This is a genomic window from Hyphomicrobium sp. (assembly GCF_003987855.1).
Taxonomy (GTDB): Bacteria; Pseudomonadota; Alphaproteobacteria; order Rhizobiales; family Hyphomicrobiaceae; genus Hyphomicrobium_B.
In genome coordinates, this window is record NZ_RXIZ01000018.1 from 26,133 (window position 1) to 43,976 (window position 17,844).

The 17,844-nt window shown below is 55.0% G+C and carries 18 protein-coding genes; 14 read left to right on the forward strand and 4 right to left on the reverse strand.

What is annotated here, in order from left to right; genetic code table 11:
• The first annotated feature begins 113 nt into the window (after positions 1-113).
• Positions 114-764 carry a TetR/AcrR family transcriptional regulator gene (locus tag EKK30_RS16570; protein WP_290986687.1) on the forward strand — a complete coding sequence of 217 codons (651 nt, stop codon included), beginning with the start codon at positions 114-116 and terminating at the stop codon, positions 762-764.
• A gap of 13 nt (positions 765-777) precedes the next feature.
• Here EKK30_RS16570 and xrtE read toward each other — a convergent pair whose 3' ends face one another.
• On the reverse strand, positions 778-2,421 hold the full coding sequence (gene xrtE, locus EKK30_RS16575) for an exosortase E/protease, VPEID-CTERM system (protein WP_290986688.1): 1,644 nt from the start codon (positions 2,419-2,421) through the stop codon (positions 778-780).
• Positions 2,422-3,122: 701 nt separating this feature from the next.
• Here xrtE and EKK30_RS16580 point away from each other — a divergent pair.
• The gene (locus EKK30_RS16580; RefSeq protein ID WP_290986689.1) at positions 3,123-3,437 is read left to right on the forward strand and encodes an EthD family reductase; all 315 of its coding nucleotides are present in this window, start codon (positions 3,123-3,125) and stop codon (positions 3,435-3,437) included.
• A gap of 33 nt (positions 3,438-3,470) precedes the next feature.
• Here the strand turns inward: EKK30_RS16580 and EKK30_RS16585 are convergent, their stop codons facing one another.
• Entirely contained in the window at positions 3,471-4,169 is a 699-nt protein-coding gene (locus EKK30_RS16585; RefSeq protein WP_290986690.1) for a hypothetical protein, read from the reverse strand.
• Between the two features lie 610 nt (positions 4,170-4,779).
• On the opposite strand from EKK30_RS16585, the gene EKK30_RS16590 reads away from it, so the two are divergent.
• From EKK30_RS16590 to EKK30_RS16615, 6 genes are all read left to right on the forward strand, one after another.
• Positions 4,780-5,751 (forward strand): ABC transporter permease, encoded by a 972-nt coding sequence (locus EKK30_RS16590; protein ID WP_290986691.1) that lies wholly within the window; start codon positions 4,780-4,782, stop codon positions 5,749-5,751.
• A gap of 19 nt (positions 5,752-5,770) precedes the next feature.
• Positions 5,771-7,030, forward strand: coding sequence for a polysaccharide ABC transporter ATP-binding protein (locus EKK30_RS16595; RefSeq protein ID WP_366927357.1), 1,260 nt, complete (start codon positions 5,771-5,773; stop codon positions 7,028-7,030).
• Positions 7,031-7,121: 91 nt separating this feature from the next.
• A complete protein-coding gene (locus tag EKK30_RS16600; RefSeq protein WP_366927359.1) occupies positions 7,122-7,757 on the forward strand; it encodes a TylF/MycF/NovP-related O-methyltransferase in 636 nt (211 codons plus the stop codon).
• 6 nt (positions 7,758-7,763) lie between these two features.
• Positions 7,764-8,513, forward strand: a complete 750-nt coding sequence (locus EKK30_RS16605) for a methyltransferase domain-containing protein (protein ID WP_290986694.1) — start codon at positions 7,764-7,766, stop codon at positions 8,511-8,513.
• 40 nt (positions 8,514-8,553) lie between these two features.
• A complete protein-coding gene (locus tag EKK30_RS16610) occupies positions 8,554-9,579 on the forward strand; it encodes a glycosyltransferase (RefSeq protein WP_290986695.1) in 1,026 nt (341 codons plus the stop codon).
• Complete coding sequence (locus EKK30_RS16615; protein WP_290986696.1) at positions 9,576-10,958, forward strand: glycosyltransferase; 1,383 nt, start codon at positions 9,576-9,578, stop codon at positions 10,956-10,958. The genes EKK30_RS16610 and EKK30_RS16615 overlap by 4 nt, the downstream gene beginning before the upstream one ends.
• A gap of 41 nt (positions 10,959-10,999) precedes the next feature.
• On the opposite strand, the gene EKK30_RS16620 is transcribed toward EKK30_RS16615, so the two are convergent.
• Complete coding sequence (locus EKK30_RS16620; RefSeq protein WP_290986697.1) at positions 11,000-12,136, reverse strand: class I SAM-dependent RNA methyltransferase; 1,137 nt, start codon at positions 12,134-12,136, stop codon at positions 11,000-11,002.
• A gap of 145 nt (positions 12,137-12,281) precedes the next feature.
• Between EKK30_RS16620 and EKK30_RS16625 the strand changes: the two genes are divergently transcribed.
• Positions 12,282-12,731, forward strand: coding sequence for a cupin domain-containing protein (locus tag EKK30_RS16625; protein WP_290986698.1), 450 nt, complete (start codon positions 12,282-12,284; stop codon positions 12,729-12,731).
• A gap of 20 nt (positions 12,732-12,751) precedes the next feature.
• Here EKK30_RS16625 and EKK30_RS16630 read toward each other — a convergent pair whose 3' ends face one another.
• Positions 12,752-13,039 carry a hypothetical protein gene (locus EKK30_RS16630; protein WP_290986699.1) on the reverse strand — a complete coding sequence of 96 codons (288 nt, stop codon included), beginning with the start codon at positions 13,037-13,039 and terminating at the stop codon, positions 12,752-12,754.
• Between the two features lie 420 nt (positions 13,040-13,459).
• Here EKK30_RS16630 and EKK30_RS16635 point away from each other — a divergent pair, with 420 nt between their 5' ends.
• The 5 genes from EKK30_RS16635 to EKK30_RS16655 form a co-directional block, all read left to right on the forward strand.
• A complete protein-coding gene (locus EKK30_RS16635) occupies positions 13,460-13,789 on the forward strand; it encodes a hypothetical protein (RefSeq protein WP_290986701.1) in 330 nt (109 codons plus the stop codon).
• Entirely contained in the window at positions 13,790-14,158 is a 369-nt protein-coding gene (locus tag EKK30_RS16640; protein ID WP_290986702.1) for a response regulator, read from the forward strand. It begins immediately after the preceding gene.
• Positions 14,155-16,110, forward strand: coding sequence for a chemotaxis protein CheA (locus tag EKK30_RS16645; protein ID WP_290986703.1), 1,956 nt, complete (start codon positions 14,155-14,157; stop codon positions 16,108-16,110). The genes EKK30_RS16640 and EKK30_RS16645 overlap by 4 nt, the downstream gene beginning before the upstream one ends.
• Before the next feature lie 35 nt (positions 16,111-16,145).
• Complete coding sequence (locus tag EKK30_RS16650) at positions 16,146-16,622, forward strand: chemotaxis protein CheW (protein WP_290986704.1); 477 nt, start codon at positions 16,146-16,148, stop codon at positions 16,620-16,622.
• Positions 16,623-16,763: 141 nt separating this feature from the next.
• On the forward strand, positions 16,764-17,844 hold a 1,081-nt coding region (locus EKK30_RS16655; protein ID WP_290986706.1), incomplete at its 3' end, for an MCP four helix bundle domain-containing protein.

The following is a 17,844-nucleotide window of genomic DNA, read 5'->3' on the forward strand; positions in this document are numbered from 1 at the left end:
GACTTATAAGTCATTTTTGTCAAGAGCGCAGCGTCTTGTGAGGCTGCGCCCGCTGCATGTGTCATATTCAAAATCGGAAGGGGCTGACGTTGGTGTTGCCGGCGAAAAGTCGAATGGATCGAAAACCCAAGTTGGCTCTCCGAGATAAGCCCGTTGTGCGCCGACGTGGAACGAGCCCCGAAAAGACAGCTTTGACGCGGCAGGCAATCGTTGATGCCGCCTTGTCAGAGTTTCTGGAACGAGGTTTCGCGAATACAGCTATCGAAACCGTTGCCAAGCGGGCTGGCGTGGCGAAGGGCTTGATCTACCGCTATTTCACTACCAAGGAAGCTCTTTTCTCCGCGGTCGTGCAGCAGGAAATCGTGAATGCGCATCTCGACGTCGATGATGCCAAGCGAAAGGCCGGGGAGAAGGTCGAAGACTTTTTGCGGCGAACGCTCGTCGTCACGATACATGCGATCGAGAAGAAGAGCCGCGCGGAGATCGCGCGTGTGGTGATTGCCGAAGGTGCTCGTTTTCCCGCACTCGTGGAGATTTATCGCCGCGATGTGCTCGATCCATTGTTGCAGAGGGTGAAAAGATTGGCGTTAGCGGCGAAGCAGTCAGGTGAGTTATCCGACGACCGCCTCTATAAGAATCCGCATCTTTTGCTGGCCCCAATATGGGCGGGAATCGTGATCAACAAGTTCCTCGACCGGGCCAATCCGGTGGACATCGGTGCGCTTTTCGAAATGCAGCTGGATATGATATTCGCCAAAGCCTGATTGCGTGCCTGGCTTATAGAAGCGACCATTGATCTGCAGCAATCGCCCAGGCAAAGATAACCGCGTTCGTTGTCATGTGAGCGGCAATCGCATCTTCAATTTTGCCGCGTCGGATCATGATGAGGGCATAGAGCGCGCCCGCAAGCGTTGCCGCGAGCCATCTGTCATGCATCAATCCGAAGAGCGCTGAAGATATTATCAGCGCTAAGAACCGGAACGTTCGGGCGTCGACCTCTTCAAATCGCGATGCAATCAGCGAACGGTAGAGGAAGCCTCGAAACGCAAGTTCTTCCGCGATCGGCACAGTCACGATGGTGCCGAGGCCCCTAACGATCAGCCAGGCAACCACAACGGTGGGAGCAAGACCACCGAGGGATGCAGACAGTGGGGACTGTGATCCGACCGTTGGATCAGTCGTCACCCATATGAAACCAGCAATAGCGCCGAGGATGATCGAACTCAACGCAGGCACCGATAGGAACCGCGTGTAGACGCCGCGCATAACGGTTAGAACGACTAGAACCGCGGCGACCTTCAACGGATAGAGGAGATAGTCCTGCGGAGCTGCAACTCGCGTTGCGATCTGTGCTGCCATCAACGCGATGAAGGGCGCCAAATAGACGAGAGCGGGGTTCGTCTCTACGCTGAGCTGCGCTGTTTCGCTATTTCCGGCCGCGTGCGCGTTTGCCGTCGCGCCGAAGAACGACAATCGCTGGGCAAACGTCATTATGGTGATCGCCACGAGCAGAAAGCTGATCCAGCCGAACTGGGAATGGAACCCCCCAAGTGCGATTTCAGGAGATAGATGGGCGCCGATGAGGATCAGAAATGCAATCCTGAAACTATTCAGGATCCATATCGCGGTCATCGCTAGCGGGAAAAGCACCAGCACATTGGGAAACCGCAGCGCCTTGCGAAACAACAGGATGTATCCGACGAGAAAGACGGCGATGAGTATCATGCCCTCGTAGCCGGAACATGCAGCGAAGATCTGAACGCTGAAGTTACCGGCGCCGAGTATGCGCGTGCCATGATCCATGAAGGTGCCGCTGTCGATGGATTTCGCGATCCAATACGAAAGCTGCAGCGTGGCATGTGAGAGTTCGGCCCAGTTTTCTTCTGAGAAGAAGCTTCCGCCGGCCCTTTTCAGAAGCTCGCCTACGACGAGTCCGAACAGCCCGAAGAATAGCGAAAGAACAAGTTCAAGCCGGCATGTGCGTGCGATGATCCGCCAGAACGAGATTGGTGCGCCGACTAGCAACAACGACACAACTGCTGTTGAGAGCGTGGCAGCATAAAGGTAGCTCGCCAATGTCGTAGTGTCTTGGGGAGCTTCGGCAATGTAGTAGCGGATGAGCGCCGTGCAGAGCACCGCCGCTATGCTTACGGCGGCTGTTGGCAGCACAGGCGCGTCGACTGTGCTGTTATTGAAAGCGCTTATGATTTCTGCCCGTTTCGGCCAACTAATGAGCGCGAAGATCGCGAGCGAGAGCACAAGGATTTTGACAGCAGCATGTGCGACCCCAATGACCGGCCAGATGTTCCACACGTCCGGTAGGCGCGCGAACAAGGTCGTCGCAAGAAGCTCAACCACGGCGAGAGAGCAGCAGGCCGCGAGTCTAAGCTGAGGCGAAGGTGATCTCGTCGCGGATGTCATGCTGCGTGGCCCCTCAGCCCATCAGCAGCGTATATCCGTGTCTTAGCGCTGTCCCTGTTGCCATTGCCTATAGACGACAGCCGTGACGCTAAGAAGTAGTGCAACGACGGCGACGCTGCTGGCCGCGTTGATTTCAGGCGCTGGATGGGGGCCGCTTGGAGTGCCCGGATCTCCAACGCAGTGCCATAAAGCTTTGAAACAATCGATAATAAACTGCACGCCGGCCTCCTGCGCATACTCTTTGAGTTCGAGCTAAGCCGGACCGGAACGGCATTCAATATCGTCGTTAAGAGTTGGTTAAATCTGTGAGGCCGATTTTTCTGCGCGAAGCATCGAACCGCTTTGCGGCTCGGCACTCTTAACGCTGAAAAGGACGGAGCCACCGAGAGAAACCTAAACGACTAATCCGATCTATGCTTTGGTTGCGCTCATCTTGCAGCTATCGTGCCAGCACTTTTCTGGCGTGTTCGGCCATCCGAGAGCGCAAATACCGGAACACTGGTTTCTCTAAGGCGATTGTGTTCCTACCTGCGTTTCAAATCGGTACAACGTAAGGGAATAGGCAAGTAGGCAATGCGCGGCTATTCCGCCAAGAGAGACGCTCCCACGAGGCATTGGTCGTCGCTCTCTATGATCAGGGAAATGTCCCGCCGCTAATCAGTTCAACAGAAGCTCAAATCCCGACAGATGAGGAATTCAAAATGATTAAAGTCAGCGTCATGTATCCGTTCGCGCCAAACGCGCGCTTTGATCATGCGTATTATCGCGATCAGCATATGCCTATGGTGAAAGCGAAGATGGGCGACGCGTGCAAATACTACACGGTGGACAAGGGTCTCGCCGGCGGCGCGCCGGGAACGCAGCCAACCTATATCGGCATGTGCCACATATTTTCTGATTCAATTGAAGCCTTTCAAGCGGGCTTCGGGCCTCACGCCAAAGAGATACTCGCGGACATCAAGAACTATACCGATCTGACGCCGGTCATGCAGATCAGCGAGGTGGTGGTAGGCTGAGTTCATCGCCATCGAGTGCGGACACGCTTGCGATCAGGGCGAGTTCGCATTCGTCGGCGGGGGAGCACCAAGGAAGAATAATATCGGCGGTGGCGGCAGGTTGGGCTGTTGAGGTACCGCAGGCGGAGGCGAAGCAGAGGCGGTCATTTGGCTGGCAGGCTGGCTACGTCGCTTTTGAGCAATTGCTCTCTTGTACTTCTGAATGGCGTGCTTTTTTATGGGCGCTGGTTTCGCGGGAGCTGCGTCGACCTCAGCAATCTTGTTGTTCTGATCGTTGAGTATCGTTAGTTGGGCTTCGGCCCGAAACGACTCGGCAGCCGTCGCGGGAAGGCGTATCGGCACATAGTTCGTGCTGTCGAACGGATAGCGCCAATTGACTTGATCCCAGCTTTCTTGGTCATCGAGCTTAACAGCGGCAGCCGCTGCTAACGCCTCGGTTTCTCTTGGCTCAGCCATGCCTTCGAGCATTGGACCCGCGTCGGTTTTCTTCTGTGGCGGTTCTTCCTTGAGGCTTGAGGTTATTGCCTGGGCAAGAAGCTTGTTACGGAGAGGCTCGGCGAATGACAGGCGGTTCTCCAGGTTGAAGTCAGGGTGCGGTTGAGCAGGCTGGGACGTCGGTGTCTTTTCGCTGATCGGTTGCAGGCGAGCAGGCATTAGCAGGATCAAAATCGGGATGAGCAGAGCTGCCAAGCCAAGTCTTGCAATTTCGTCGCGCCGCTTTTTGTCGGCCAATTTATCAAGTCGCGACCGAGTGTGCTGCTGGATAGATGAGAGGTAGTTCTTCGCTGCGGTGTAAGTCGATTGCACCTTCCCGCTGGCGTACGGAAGAGAAGAGGCTTGCAGTTCGACTGGATCCGCATCCGCCTCGAGGTATTCGAGAGGCAGATTTGAATCTTGATTTGGACTGATGAGAAAAACCGGGAGGTCTAGAGGCCTCAGATCATCTGCGGCGGACTTCCGAACGCGACGTCTTTTTCGCCACGTTTGTGGGCCTCTTTTTTGGACGTCTTGATTTTCCTTACTCAGGATCACTGTCGGTCCATATCCTGAAACGCTCAATTGGCAAAAAAGTTTAGGGCAATTTGAATGGCTAAGGCAGCCATAGCTTGACCAATCGAGGTGTGCATTCGTTTCAGCTATCAGAGTTGAGGATTGATTATTCCGCGTCCCCAATTCGATGCCCGTATAGATCGTAGGCTGACAGTATGTATCGCGATCTATGCGCGGGCGAGCTATCGGTGCGCGGTTGGTTAAGGCTCGAGCGAGCGGTTCTGCGCAGGCGTGTGGGTAAACTCACAATTTCCGCTAGAGCGGGGAAGAAAAAGGTTGACGATGTCGGCGAATGGCTGCATCGGTTGCAACCTATGGCTGTGGCTGGGTGAAGCAATTCACCCGGCGTTCGGTAGATTGGATATCGCACAGCTTCGCCAAACATGCCGCTCGTCAATTGCGGGCTTTTGGGCTTCAGCACTCTCCATTGTCGTCTGATCAATCATCCCGTCTGCTTGTCATCGAGGCCGGAGGTCCGGAGCAGAGATATTGGATCGACCTTTGGCATTACCGGGAGTTGTTTGCCGTTCTCGCTTGGCGCGACGTTGCCGTGAGATACAAACAAACTCTTATCGGAATAGCCTGGGCCATCATCAGGCCGCTATTGACGATGGTCGTATTCACCGTTGTGTTCGGCAAACTTGCGAAACTGCCGAGTGAGGGCAACGCGCCATATCCAATCCTGGTCTTCGCAGGTTTGCTGCCATGGTTCCTTTTCTCAAGCATCCTCAGCGAAGCATCCAATAGCCTCGTGAGTAATTCCAATCTGATCAGCAAGGTCTACTTCCCTCGGATTATCGTTCCGGTGTCTGCGAGCGTCGTCGCCCTTGTTGATTTCGGCGCAAACTTGCTGATCTTCTTTGGTCTCGTCGCATGGTATGAGTATGCGCCTAGCTGGCACGTCGCGCTTCTCCCGGTCTTCATTTTATTCGCCGTGATAGCCAGTCTTGGACCTGCGCTCCTGATTACGGCGTTGAATGTCAAGTATCGCGACGTTCGATATATCATTCCGTTCGTCATTCAGTTTGGCCTTTACGTCTCGCCAGTTGGTTTCTCAAGCGACGTCGTCCCTGACCAACTTCGTGTTTTGTACAGCCTCAATCCAATCGTTGGTGTCATCGACGGATTTCGGTGGTGTCTGCTTGGCACCGCGGAGCTCGATGTATGGGGTTTGCTCGCGAGTGCTGGGGCGTCCCTATTCTTGCTCTGGGTTGGCGTTCGATATTTTCGTCGCACGGAGCGTTCGTTTGCCGACATCATATAGGCAACACAAGCAGTACACGATGGACACAAGCGTCATTCGAGTCGAAGGCCTCTCGAAGAGGTATTCCATCGCGCGCCAAAGGCGAGACCGCTACAAGGCTTTGCGAGACGTCATTTCAAGTGCCGCAAAGAGCGGCCTGCGCATGAGCATCGACGCGCTTATGCGGAAGTCTCGCGCACCTTCCGCCGAGTTCGAGGAGTTCTGGGCCCTTAGAGATGTTTCGTTCCGGGTTTCCCGCGGTGACGTGGTTGGTATCGTGGGGCGAAACGGCGCTGGCAAGTCGACATTGCTTAAAGTTCTCTCGCGCATAACCGACCCGACGCAAGGACGCGTTTCTGTTCGCGGCCGAATTGCTAGCCTGCTCGAGGTTGGTACGGGGTTTCATCCCGAACTCACAGGCCGGGAGAATATATATTTGAACGGTGCCATTCTCGGCATGAGGCACGCGGAGATCCGACGAAAGTTCGATGAAATCGTTTCGTTCGCCGAGGTCGAGAGGTTTCTCGATACGCCGGTTAAACGGTACTCCAGCGGAATGTATGTGCGGCTAGCGTTTGCGGTCGCGGCGCATCTTGAGCCGGAGATTCTGGTCGTCGATGAAGTTTTGGCTGTGGGGGACAAGGAGTTTCAGCAGAAGTGCTTGGGCAAGATGAAGAACGTCGCGGGTGAGGGGCGGACCGTTCTTTTTGTCAGTCATAATCTCGCGGCCGTGCGAAGCCTTTGTAACCGGGCGCTGCTAATGTCCGGAGGCGAAATTGTTATTGATGCCCCGGTCGATGCTGTCATCCGACGTTACATCAGTTCGAATGCCGGGGAATATTCCGTGTCGTTTGCTCCAAACGACTCGCGACCGTCAATTTCGTTTGTCCGCGTCGACCGCGACGGGCTTTGCGATCGCTCTTTGGTGATAGAGATTGGTTTCGTTTCACCAAGACCCCTACAGACTGCGGTCCGAGGCGTGGTCTTGCGGGCGGATACCGGCGAACCGGTCTGGGGATCAAATAGCAGATTTCATCCAAGCAACCATTCTATGAAGGGCTTTTCCGTGGGTAGTCTGCGATGCGAAGCCAAGGGATTGCCGCTTTCAGCAGGGACCTACCACATCTCGGCTTGGCTGGCTGACTGGCACGAGGACCTTGATTCAAAATTGGATGTCTTGAGCATCGCCTTCGGCGAAGATGCAAGCGATCATCTGCGTCCACCTGTTTCAGCTCTTGGACATTTGGACTGGCCAGCAAGTTGGCGCGTGATGCCAAGCGAAGCCGTTTCAGCGGCCTAAATCAATGAGTGATCGCTAAATCGGTGTTCGTGCAGCGATAAGGCTTCGGCGCGCGCTTCAAACCAGAGCTGAGGCCACGCGGTGGCAAGCCATCTACGATCGGTATCGTCAATCCACGATGCTGTCTCGACAAGCTTACCTCGACAATCTCGCCATAGCTTCTTTGGTCGCTGGCAAAGCTGCTCTCTCAGGTCACGGAGTGGTGGAATGCGGGACTTGGCGGGGCGGCATGGCTGCAGGATTGATGGAAATTTTGGGTAGCGACCGCTGCTATCATTTCTTTGACAGCTTCAGTGGTTTGCCGGAAGCGAGAGTGATTGACGGCGAGGCTGCCTTACTTTGGCAAGCCAACAAAAGTGGGCCAACCTATTTCGAGAACTGCACAGCGTCTGAAGACGAGTTTCGAAAAACGATAGCTTTCGTCGGAAAGACTAGCCACGCATGCACGATACATCGAGGATTGTTCAACGATACTGTTCCCAAGTCCGAGACGGGAGCACTCGCGCTGCTTCGTGTCGACGGGGATTGGTACGACTCCACGATGACGTGCCTCGAAGGGTTGCTTCCGCGCGTCGCAATCGGCGGTGTTGTGATCATTGATGATTATGGAACATGGGACGGGTGCACGCGCGCTGTGCATGATTATCTGGCGGTCCATAAGCGTGCGGAGTCGATTGAGAGATACGGCCGTAGTGCCGTTCCCTATCTTCGAATTAGAGGCACCTGAGTCATTATGGCCGAGATTGTGTATCACTGTGAGCGGAACATTCATTCGCTCCGCGGCGCGCGCAGTGGACTAGAAAAGCTGCTGAGGGGAAGGCAAATTGCCAGTCTTCTGGACGTCGGCTCTGGCAGAGGGACCTGGCTCGCCGCCGCCAGGGAATTGGGAATAGAAGATATCGCCGGCATCGACGGAGTCGCGGTAGATGCGTCTGAGCTTCACATCGACCCAAGCGTCATCCGAATTTTTGATCTCAGAAAAACAGTATTTCTGGGGAGACGCTTCGATCTGGTTCTGTGTCTCGAAGTCGCCGAACATCTTGATTCAAGCTCGGCAGAAGCATTGATCGAGACGCTTTGTTTGCACGGCAACCTCGTTTTCTTCTCGGCTGCGGCTCCCGGCCAGCACGGCGAACACCACGTCAACTGCCGCTGGCCTTCATATTGGCAGGGGTTGTTCAACGCAGCAGGCTACGTCTGTAACGATGATCTACGTGAATATATCTGGGATGATTCCGAAATCGAGCCTTGGTACAGGCAAAACCTGTTCTCGGCACACTCAGATCCAGAGCTTGCAGGGACAGAACCGCGAATCCGGGCGCTGATTCATCCTGAGATGACGCGACACATGGATTTTGCGGACTCTCCGCTGGCTAGGAAGCAGTTCAATCTTTCGGAAGGCGTTTACAGTCCATATCATTACATGCGCCTTTTTGGTCGATCGATCAGGCGCCGCATTACCCAGGGTGCAGCCAGCACTTAGGATGGACCGAGCTTCAATATATGGTGCGTCAGTAATTGGCGTGTCAGTTGTTATCTGCGCGCATAACAGTGCCGCACGAGTTCGGCCTACGCTCCAAGCTCTAGCGCGGTGTCGTGCACATTTCCCAGTTGAGATCATACTGGTTGATAACAACTCGAGCGACGCCACTGCCGAGATTTCCGAACAGATATGGCTGGCCGTTGGAAATTCCCATTTCGCCTTCTCGGTCGTAAGTGAGCCGCAGGCAGGCCTTATCTACGCTCGAAGAAAGGGAGCTGCGGTCGCATCGTACGACATCGTCATTTTCTGCGATGACGATAATTGGCTGAGCGAAGATTACCTTGTGAATGCCGTCAGGATCATGGCGGACGGAGGTGTCGGCGCTGCTGGCGGCTGCTCTACACCGACCAATCCAGAACGGTTGCCGGCGTGGTTCTATACCTTCTCCTGGGGTTACGCCGTCGGAGTGCCGTTCGACTGCATCGAGAAACTGCCGTCAGGCGACGTAACGGAGCACCATGTCACTGCGTTATGGGGAGCGGGCATGATTGTCCGCCGCGACGCGCTGCGTTTTCTTTTCTCGTTACCAGGCTTTCCAGCGCTTACAGGCAGAAAAGGTTTAACCGTCGCGTCCGGGGAAGATCTAGAAATATCCGCTTGTATCGCCTGCGCGGGATACAGCCTCCTTTTCAGCAGCACTCTGCATTTCAAGCATGATATTGCGCCGGAACGCCTCACCGCGGATTATGCAAAAAAGCTTTTCGGAAGCTTCGGAGCAGGGTTTGAAGTGGTCGGTCACTACCGAACTACAGCAGAGGCCCTGAAGTATCCGTGTTGGTGTGCAGTGCTCGGGTCTATTCGAATTCTAAAGCACGCACTGCATTGGCGGTTGCGTCACGATTCATTTCTGCCAGTTCTGGCTGCCTTACGGCTCTCTATTGCCATGAATGAGCATCAGCGGCGAATTTTCGATACGGTGCAGCGGATTCAGAAGCACCGGACAGAACGTATGGGTCCGACCTCGCCCGCCAAGTGTTCCGTTGTTTCGCAGCCCTTAACTGAATGAATGCAGCTGAGGCCCGCTTGGGAGACCTTCGGAGACGAGTCTGCCTGCATCTCGTAGGCGCTTCGACGATCTCAGGAGGCGGGGGCTCGAATACCTTTATTCGGGGATTAGCGCGTCGGCAGGCTGATCTCGGATGGACGCCGATCGTGGTGCTCAGTCAAGGGCGTGGCCAGACTGTCGGAAATGACGATAAATCCAGCGAGAATTTCGAAGTGCGCGTGCTTCCTGAAGTTCGAGGAGTTGACCGACGCGCATATTATAACCGCTGTCCGGTCGAGGCACCCGGAGTCGCGGAATTGTTCAGCGAACTGTGTCCGCGAGTCGTGCATTTTCATACGCTCAATCCGGCCGCGGGGAGGTTGCACCTAGAAGCGGCGAAGGCTGTGAATGCGCGTACGGTCGTGACTTATCATACCGGTGGTATCTCCTGCCCACAGACAGGTCTTCTGGAAAACGGGCGAGCGCCATGCGACGGCCGTCTTTCACTCGAGCGCTGTACGCGCTGTCGCTTTGCTAACCGGGGGATCCCTAGGCCTGTCGCCGAATTTCTCGCCCGTCATCCAAGTAGAATGGGGTCACATGCTGATTCTTCGTTATTTGGTCGATTGGTATCATCGCGCGCAATGACCGATGAGTTCATTCGTTCCTTTCATCACGCCGTCAGCCTAATCGACGTTTTTCACATTCAGTCTCGCTGGATCGCTGACGTTCTTCGGACAAATGGAGTTCCAGCATCGAAGTTGGCGCTTGTGGAAATGGGGGTCGCACAGGCCGCTGCCGTCGGGAGATCTGACTTACCTGAGAGCTTCAGCAAGGATCGTCCGCTTCGACTGGTATTCGCGGGGCGCTGCATCGATGTCAAAGGCATTGAAACGATTCTGGCTGCGTTTCGAATTCTGCCGCCCGCAGTCCCTGTGGAAGTCTCGTTTCTAGGTAGTGGATGGGAAACAGCGTATGGCGTGAAATTGCTTCGTCAGTTCGATCGGGACATTCGGCTCCAACGGCCGCGCGTGATTTGCAATGATGATATTCTAGAAGAGTTAGGCCGGCACGACGTCTGCATCGTTCCTTCAATTTGGCTAGAGACTGGCCCCTTGGCTGTCTACGAAGCGATGGCGGCGGGAGTGCCTGTGGTTGGAAGCTGTCTTGGCGGTATTGCCGAACGCGTCCGTCACAACATCGATGGACTGCTATTTCAGCCAGGTAATGCGCGAGAACTTGCGCAAATCATTCGAGCACTCGTGGCCTGCCCAGACCGACTCCGTCAGCTGCAGCGGAATATTAAGCCCCAACGTACATTTGATGATATGACGCAAGAGTTGGACAAGATTTATCTTGAAGGAGAACCAGCTTCGTGCGGATCCGGCTCAGGATGCTAGTTCCGCTTGAAAGTCTTTAGCGAGCCGGCAGAAGTCTTCCGTCAAGTTTGCTTTCGTTCGGCACCTAGAGAAGCTGTGAGATAGAGGTTCACGCGGAGACCTCCGTGCGCCACTGGTCCCTGGGGCTTTCCGAATGGAAGTCCAGTCGCCGAGGCCAGCGACGGTTCGTTCGTTATGAGACCAACCCGCCATCCTGGAAACCTGGTGATGAGGATTTCGCCAAAGTTTCGATAGAGCGCGACAAGACGTTTCTTATCGCCGATTCGATCTCCATAGGGCGGGTTTGCGATGACGAGGCCGGCAGGACCGTCCGGCGCTTTGAGCTCTTTAATCGAAAGCTCGTGAAATTCAGTCAAATGTTCGACGCCTGCGCGCTCCGCGTTTGCTCGGCTCATTGTAATTGCCCCTGCATCGCGGTCGCTCCCGTAGAAGCGAGGGACATTCGCCCGACTAGGCTCCGTTGCCAGCATTGCCTGCCACGCGACTGGATCGAATGTGGCTAGTTGCTCGAATGCAAAGTGCCTTGATCGGCCGGGCAGCAAACCTGCCGCTATTTCCGCAGCCTCTATGACGAACGTGCCGGAACCGCACATCGGATCCAGCACCGACTCGTGGCCGCTATAGCCGCACATGCGTAGGAATAGAGAAGCCATGGTTTCACGCATCGGCGCTCTATTGACTGCCTGCTTATGGCCACGCTTGTGAAGAAGATCACCGGAGGTATCGACAGCGATTGTGCAGACGTCGTTCTCGATGCGAGCCCTAATGCAAACGTCAGCATTTGAATAAAACCGAGCGCCAAGCTCTTCTTGGATTGCTCTTTGAATGCGTTGTTCGGCGGCGCCTGAATGATAGATTTTCGAATGTGAACAGGATGCTTCCACTCGGAAGGGTACGTCGCGTCGCAGGAATGCGTTCCAACCCACTTTGCGCGCGCGCTTGTCGAGTTCAGACAGATGTGATGCCCTGAACGATGTAATGCGCGCGACGACGCGCGTGGGACCGCGAAGTTCCAGATTGGCGCGCCAGACATCTGGCCAGCCGCCTTTGATCGTTACGCCCCCTTTGCGAATCGAAGGGGACTTAAAACCCTTCTCCCTGATCTCATTCTGGAGCGCGGCCTCAAGGCCAGGAGGCACGACGAGAAAAATTTCCAATTCGTTTGTGTAGGAACCCATGGGGTCTGCATAGCGACAAGTCTCGCAATCTGCGACAGCTTTTTTCATCTCGATTGGGCGATGGCGTTTCGCTGGGCCGGTGGCGAAAGGCGGTGAAGCCGCTTACATTAGCACGATCGATGATGGCGTAGGAGTGGCGAGCCAAATGGACAGAACGGAGCTTACTTGCCGGCTCATCCGGCCTGACGAAACATACGATGGTAAGCAGGGCTTGACGTACTTCTGCGGGATAGCCGCGGAGACGGTCGGATCCAAAAGCATCTGTATGCATCTTCTAACCATCCCACCGGGCGGGCGGGCCAAAGCCCATATGCATGAAAATCACGAGACCGCAATTTACGTTTTAGATGGTGAGGCGATTGCGCTTTACGGCGACAAGCTTCAGCATCACGTCGTCACAAAATCCGGCGATTTATTTTACATCCCAGCAGGTGTGCCGCATCTGCCTATCAACATAAGCGACAAGCCTATTTCTGCGATAATCGCTCGGACCGATCCCAACGAACAGGAAAGTGTCGTCTTGCTGCCGGATTTGGAGATTTATGCCGATCAGGCAATTGCGCGGCTCGTGAAATTAGGCCCGCCGGCGGGATAACAAGATTCTTGAGAGCATCCTCAAGCTTCTGGCTTTAACGGCGCTGGCGGATGGCTAGGTTCTTTGTGAAAGTATTTGAGCGTCACATAAGCTCCGATCCAGGAGCCTACGATGGCGAATGCCACGTATACCCAGTTATTCGTGTAGCTTATCACCGCAAAAGAGGAGAGCATGTACCAAATGCCGCTCCAATTGGCAGCTGATAGCGGACGCCTGCTCACAACTGAAGCCGTGAACTTCACATATGCCGCGTCCGTTGCAGCGGTTGCGACGAGCACGCCTGCGCCAATTAGCGGGTCAAAATTCATCCGGTCCTCCTGGGCGTAGAATTCAGCGGCTAAATCGGGGCGCGTCCGATGCATTTATGCAGGCCGCCGATCGTCGGATATGGGGACGTTAAGCGATACATATTCAGATTATTATAATGACGATCCGCGCCCCATTTTTTGTTGCATATCGCATGGCCGGCGAGTCGGTTTTAAAATTCATTAAATACCCCGTGGGGGATCTTTGTTTTTTAGCTTGCAATAGGCGCGCTCGGCGGATTTTTTTACGTCTGATTACCTTTGGTAATTGCAGATAATACTTACCTGAGTCTGATTTCTATCAGGTTATCTTGTCTCGTTTGTAGACAAATCCGCGGTGCAATTATCCTCAAATTAATTACTCGGACCGATATCATAAATGCACACAGATTCCGGGTCATCGCAGCAAGAGGTCATTTAATCGTGCGCCAAAATAAAAACGAGAGCGCTGATTCCACTTTGGATCTTTCGGGTCTTTTGACCATACGAACGATCAATGAGGCTAAGGAAGTTCTCTGGCGTGCCCTGAAGGACAACAGGGCCCTGCGCCTTTTGATTGATGACGAGGCCGACGTAGACGTTGCGGGGATCCAGCTGATCCTTTCTGCAAAAGCTTATGCAACGAGCGAATCGATCGATCTTTCGCTCTCGGCGCCGATATCGGGTCGGGGATTGAATGTGATGGAGCGTGGAGGATTTATCGCTGGGCTATCGGATGAGGGTCGGCGTTTTTGGTTGCTGGAGGGCCGCTAAATGGCTGGGTCAATTCTAACGGTAGACGATTCGTCGAGTATACGTGTTGCAATCAAAGTCGCGCTGACGGGCGCCGGATATACCGTCACTGAGGCGGGCGACGGCGCTGAGGGAATTCGCAAAGCCAACGCCGGTAAGTTCGATCTCATTATTACCGATCTCAACATGCCCGTAATGGACGGGCTTACCATGATCGAAGAACTGCGAAAAATTCCGGCGCACGGTGGCGTACCGATCATCTTTCTCACCACGGAATCTGATGCCGCCCTCAAGCAACGCGCTAAAGCCGCCGGCGCAACGGGTTGGCTCACGAAGCCTTTCCAGGCCGACAATCTGCTTAAGATAGTCAAGAAGGTTCTGGGCCAATGACGGGAAATACAGAAGCAATCGAGACATTCCGCGTGGAAGCTGCGGAACTCTTGGAGCGTATTGAGCAAGGCTTGTTGGATCTCTCGCGTAAGCCCGGCGATCGGGCTCTTGTGGATGAGGTTTTCCGCAGCCTTCATACGCTCAAAGGGTCTGGAGCGATGTTCGGTTTCGATGCGCTGGCATCGTTTACGCATCATTGCGAAACCGCTTTCGACAAGGTTCGAAAAGGAGAGGTTGTGGCCACTCCGAACCTCGTTTCCGTCGTGCTGGCAGCGCAGGACCACATGCGCACCCTGCTTGGCGGGGGTGCGGGTGACGACGCGGTCGGAAAAGATTTGCTTGGGCGACTCGAGCGTGAAGTGGCAATTGCTTCGGGATCTGCTGGCCCAGAACCTGCGGATAAGACTGAGTGGACCATTCTCTTTACGTTACCCCCGAACGCGCTTGTCAACGGATGCAATCCGCTGGCGCTTCTCGCAGAAATGCGAGAACTGGGGGACTGCACCGTCATCGCGGATGTCTCGGACGTCCCACCACTTGATGCTCTCGTCGCGAATGAATGTTATGTCTCGTGGAGAGTGACGCTCCATTCCGATCGGCCGCGCACTGAGATCGAAGACGTCTTCATGTTCATCATCGATGACATGAAGCTTGAGATTCAACAAGCCGGCTCGAAGGCGATTGAACCAGCAGCTTCGACAGCTGTTGATGTGCCGGCAGAGGTGTCGTCACCCGTGCCGGCTTCCCGCCAGGCGGAGAGCCGATCGTTGCCGAAAGGCGGCGAGAGTGTACGCGTGCCGGCAGAGCGCCTTGACGAATTGATGGATCGAGTCGGCGAATTGGTCATCGCACAATCGCGACTCAGCCAGATCGCAGCTGCAAGTCCAGACCTCAACTTGAGAGCGGTGTCGGAAGATATCGAGCGGCTTTCGAACGAATTGCGCAACACCATGATGGTTCTGCGTATGGTTCCAGTCGGGACCCTGTTCAGCCGTTTCCGTAGGTTGGTGCATGACCTTGCGAGGGATACCGGCAAGAGCATTGAGCTGACGACAGAGGGCGAGGCCACAGAGGTCGATAAAACCGTGATTGAGCGGCTTGCCGACCCGCTCGTGCATCTGGTGCGGAACTCGATCGACCACGGGTTGGAGACTCCGGATCAGCGTAAGACCGCGGGCAAGCCAGAAACCGGCCAAGTCCGACTTGCTGCTCAGCATGCTGGCGGCGAAGTGGTGATAACGATCACGGACGACGGCCGAGGCATCGATCGTGGCCGCGTTCGCGCAAAAGCCGAGGCGCAAGGGCTCATCGTGCCGAACGCTCAGCTCAGCGACCAAGAGCTTCTGCAGCTGATCTTCCAGCCAGGTTTTTCCACGGCTCAGACCATTACGAACCTGTCGGGGCGCGGCGTGGGAATGGATGTCGTCAAGCGTACGGTCGAAGCCTTGCGTGGTTCGATCGACCTGACGAGCAAGCCAGGCGTCGGCTCTGAGGTTTCTCTGCGTATACCTCTCACCTTGGCGATCATTGATGGTCTGCTTGTGCGCGTCGGCAAGGGCCGGTACGTCATTCCTCTATCTGCTGTCGAAGAGTGTCTGGAACTCCCGGTCGAGCAGGATATGCGGTCGCGAGGCCGGAGTTTCATCTCGCTTCGTGACTCACTCGTACCCTTCCTCAGATTGCGTGAGCTCTTCCAGACGGGCACTGAGCCTGACCGCTATCAGAAGGTCGTGGTTGTGTCGACGGGCTCCGAACGTGTCGGCCTCGTCGTCGATCAGATCATCGGCGATCACCAGACCGTCATTAAGGCGATGTCGAAGCTGCATGAGGACGTCGCGATGTTCTCAGGCGCCACGATCCTCGGCGATGGCGCTGTAGCGCTCATCCTCGACATTCCGCATCTTGTTGAGACGGGCCAAAATCAGGAGGCGCAGCTGCGCAAGGCAGGATGAGCGAAGCAGTGAACTCTGACGCAGGTGCAAGAGACATGTCTGACGAGCTTGAAGTTCTGACATTCGATCTTCATGGCGAGACGCTGGCGCTTGAAGCGAGCATCGTTCGTGAAATCATGGATATGACGGCAATAACGGTAGTGCCCGGCGCATCGGCTCTGGTCGGTGGCGTTATCAACTTCCGTGGCAAGGTTATTCCTCTTGCAAATCTGCATCTCGCTTTCGGAATGGAAGTGGGTCCGACCACGATCGACAGCCGCATCGTCGTCATCGAATTAGAGCTCGATGGAACCTTTACGTTCATCGGACTGCGAACGGATAAGGTCAATGAGGTGACCACGCTCGATCTTACTAAGAAAGAGCCGCCGCCGAGCATCGGTATGCGTTGGCGGCCTGAATACGTGAAGTGTCTTGTGAAGAGGGGCGGCGAGTTCGTTGTGCTGCCCGATCTGCATAGCATCTTCGCTGTTGGATCTCACACGACGGGAGGTACGCTCAAGGCCGTCGCTTAAGACACTTTTTTGGAATGCCCTGCGCATCATGCGCCGGCGAGACTCATGACGAGTTCCGTTCGATAGCAACGGTGAAGCTATCGCAATCCGTTCATGACATTCGCAGGGAAGCCGTGAGGTTTCCATTCAAAGGGCATTGCTATGCGATTCACGATCAAGACCAAGCTTGCGTCGACGTTTTCTATCCTCACCGTGCTGTCCGCAGTGATGGCTGGCATCGCCATCTACAACCTCAGCTCGCTCAACAGCCAGATCACGGACATGATCTCGGGGCCGGTCAAACAACAGCAGTTGTTGAGCGATCTTCAAAATACCTTGAACGTCGTAGCGCGCAGCGAAAAGAACGCTGCATTGACGAACGATGCGCAATTGACTGCTGAATTCAAGAAGCGCGCTGAAGAAGCGTCGGCGAAGGTTCGTGGCCTTATACCGCAGATACTTGCTGTATCTGACGGTACAGTCAAATCGCTCATCGATGGCCTTCAGAAGTCGATGGATGAATATTTCGCTTTAGATCAGGAAGTATTGCGATTGGCATCGCTCAATACTGCAGAGGCCAATGCTCAAGCCGGCAACATATCTATGGGCGAAGGTCGCAAAAAGCTCACAGCTATGTTCGATATCGTCGATAAGGTCGACGCAGCTGCTGCTCAAAATATGAGAGACACCGACGAGCGCACGAACGACCAGTACGTCACTTCGCGCAATTTGCTGACTGCTGCGACGTTGATCCTGCTGCTGACATCTGTTGGGGCCGCAATTTGGATCTCGGTCATTGTTTCTCGCGGTCTCTCCAAGGGCGTAGCCCTGGCGCAGGCCGTGTCGATCGGCGACTTGGATCAGAACGTCGACGTTACGACGAACGACGAGATCAAAGATCTCATCGATGCGATGAACCGCATGACGGCAAACCTGCGCGAAACTGCGCTTCTTGCCGATAAGGTCTCCAATGGCGATCTGACAGTCGAACCCAAACCGCTGTCTGATAAGGACATCCTTGGGCTTGCCCTTCAGCGCATGGTGGAACGCCTGCGCAGCGTCGTCACTGATGCAATCGCTGCCTCTGAGAACGTGTCATCTGGCAGCCAGCAGCTTTCGTCGGCATCGGAGCAGGTGTCGCAGGGTGCGACCGAGCAGGCTTCGGCGGCCGAAGAGGCCTCGGCCTCGATGGAAGAGATGGCAGCCAACATCAAGCAGAACGCTGACAACGCTGCGCAGACGG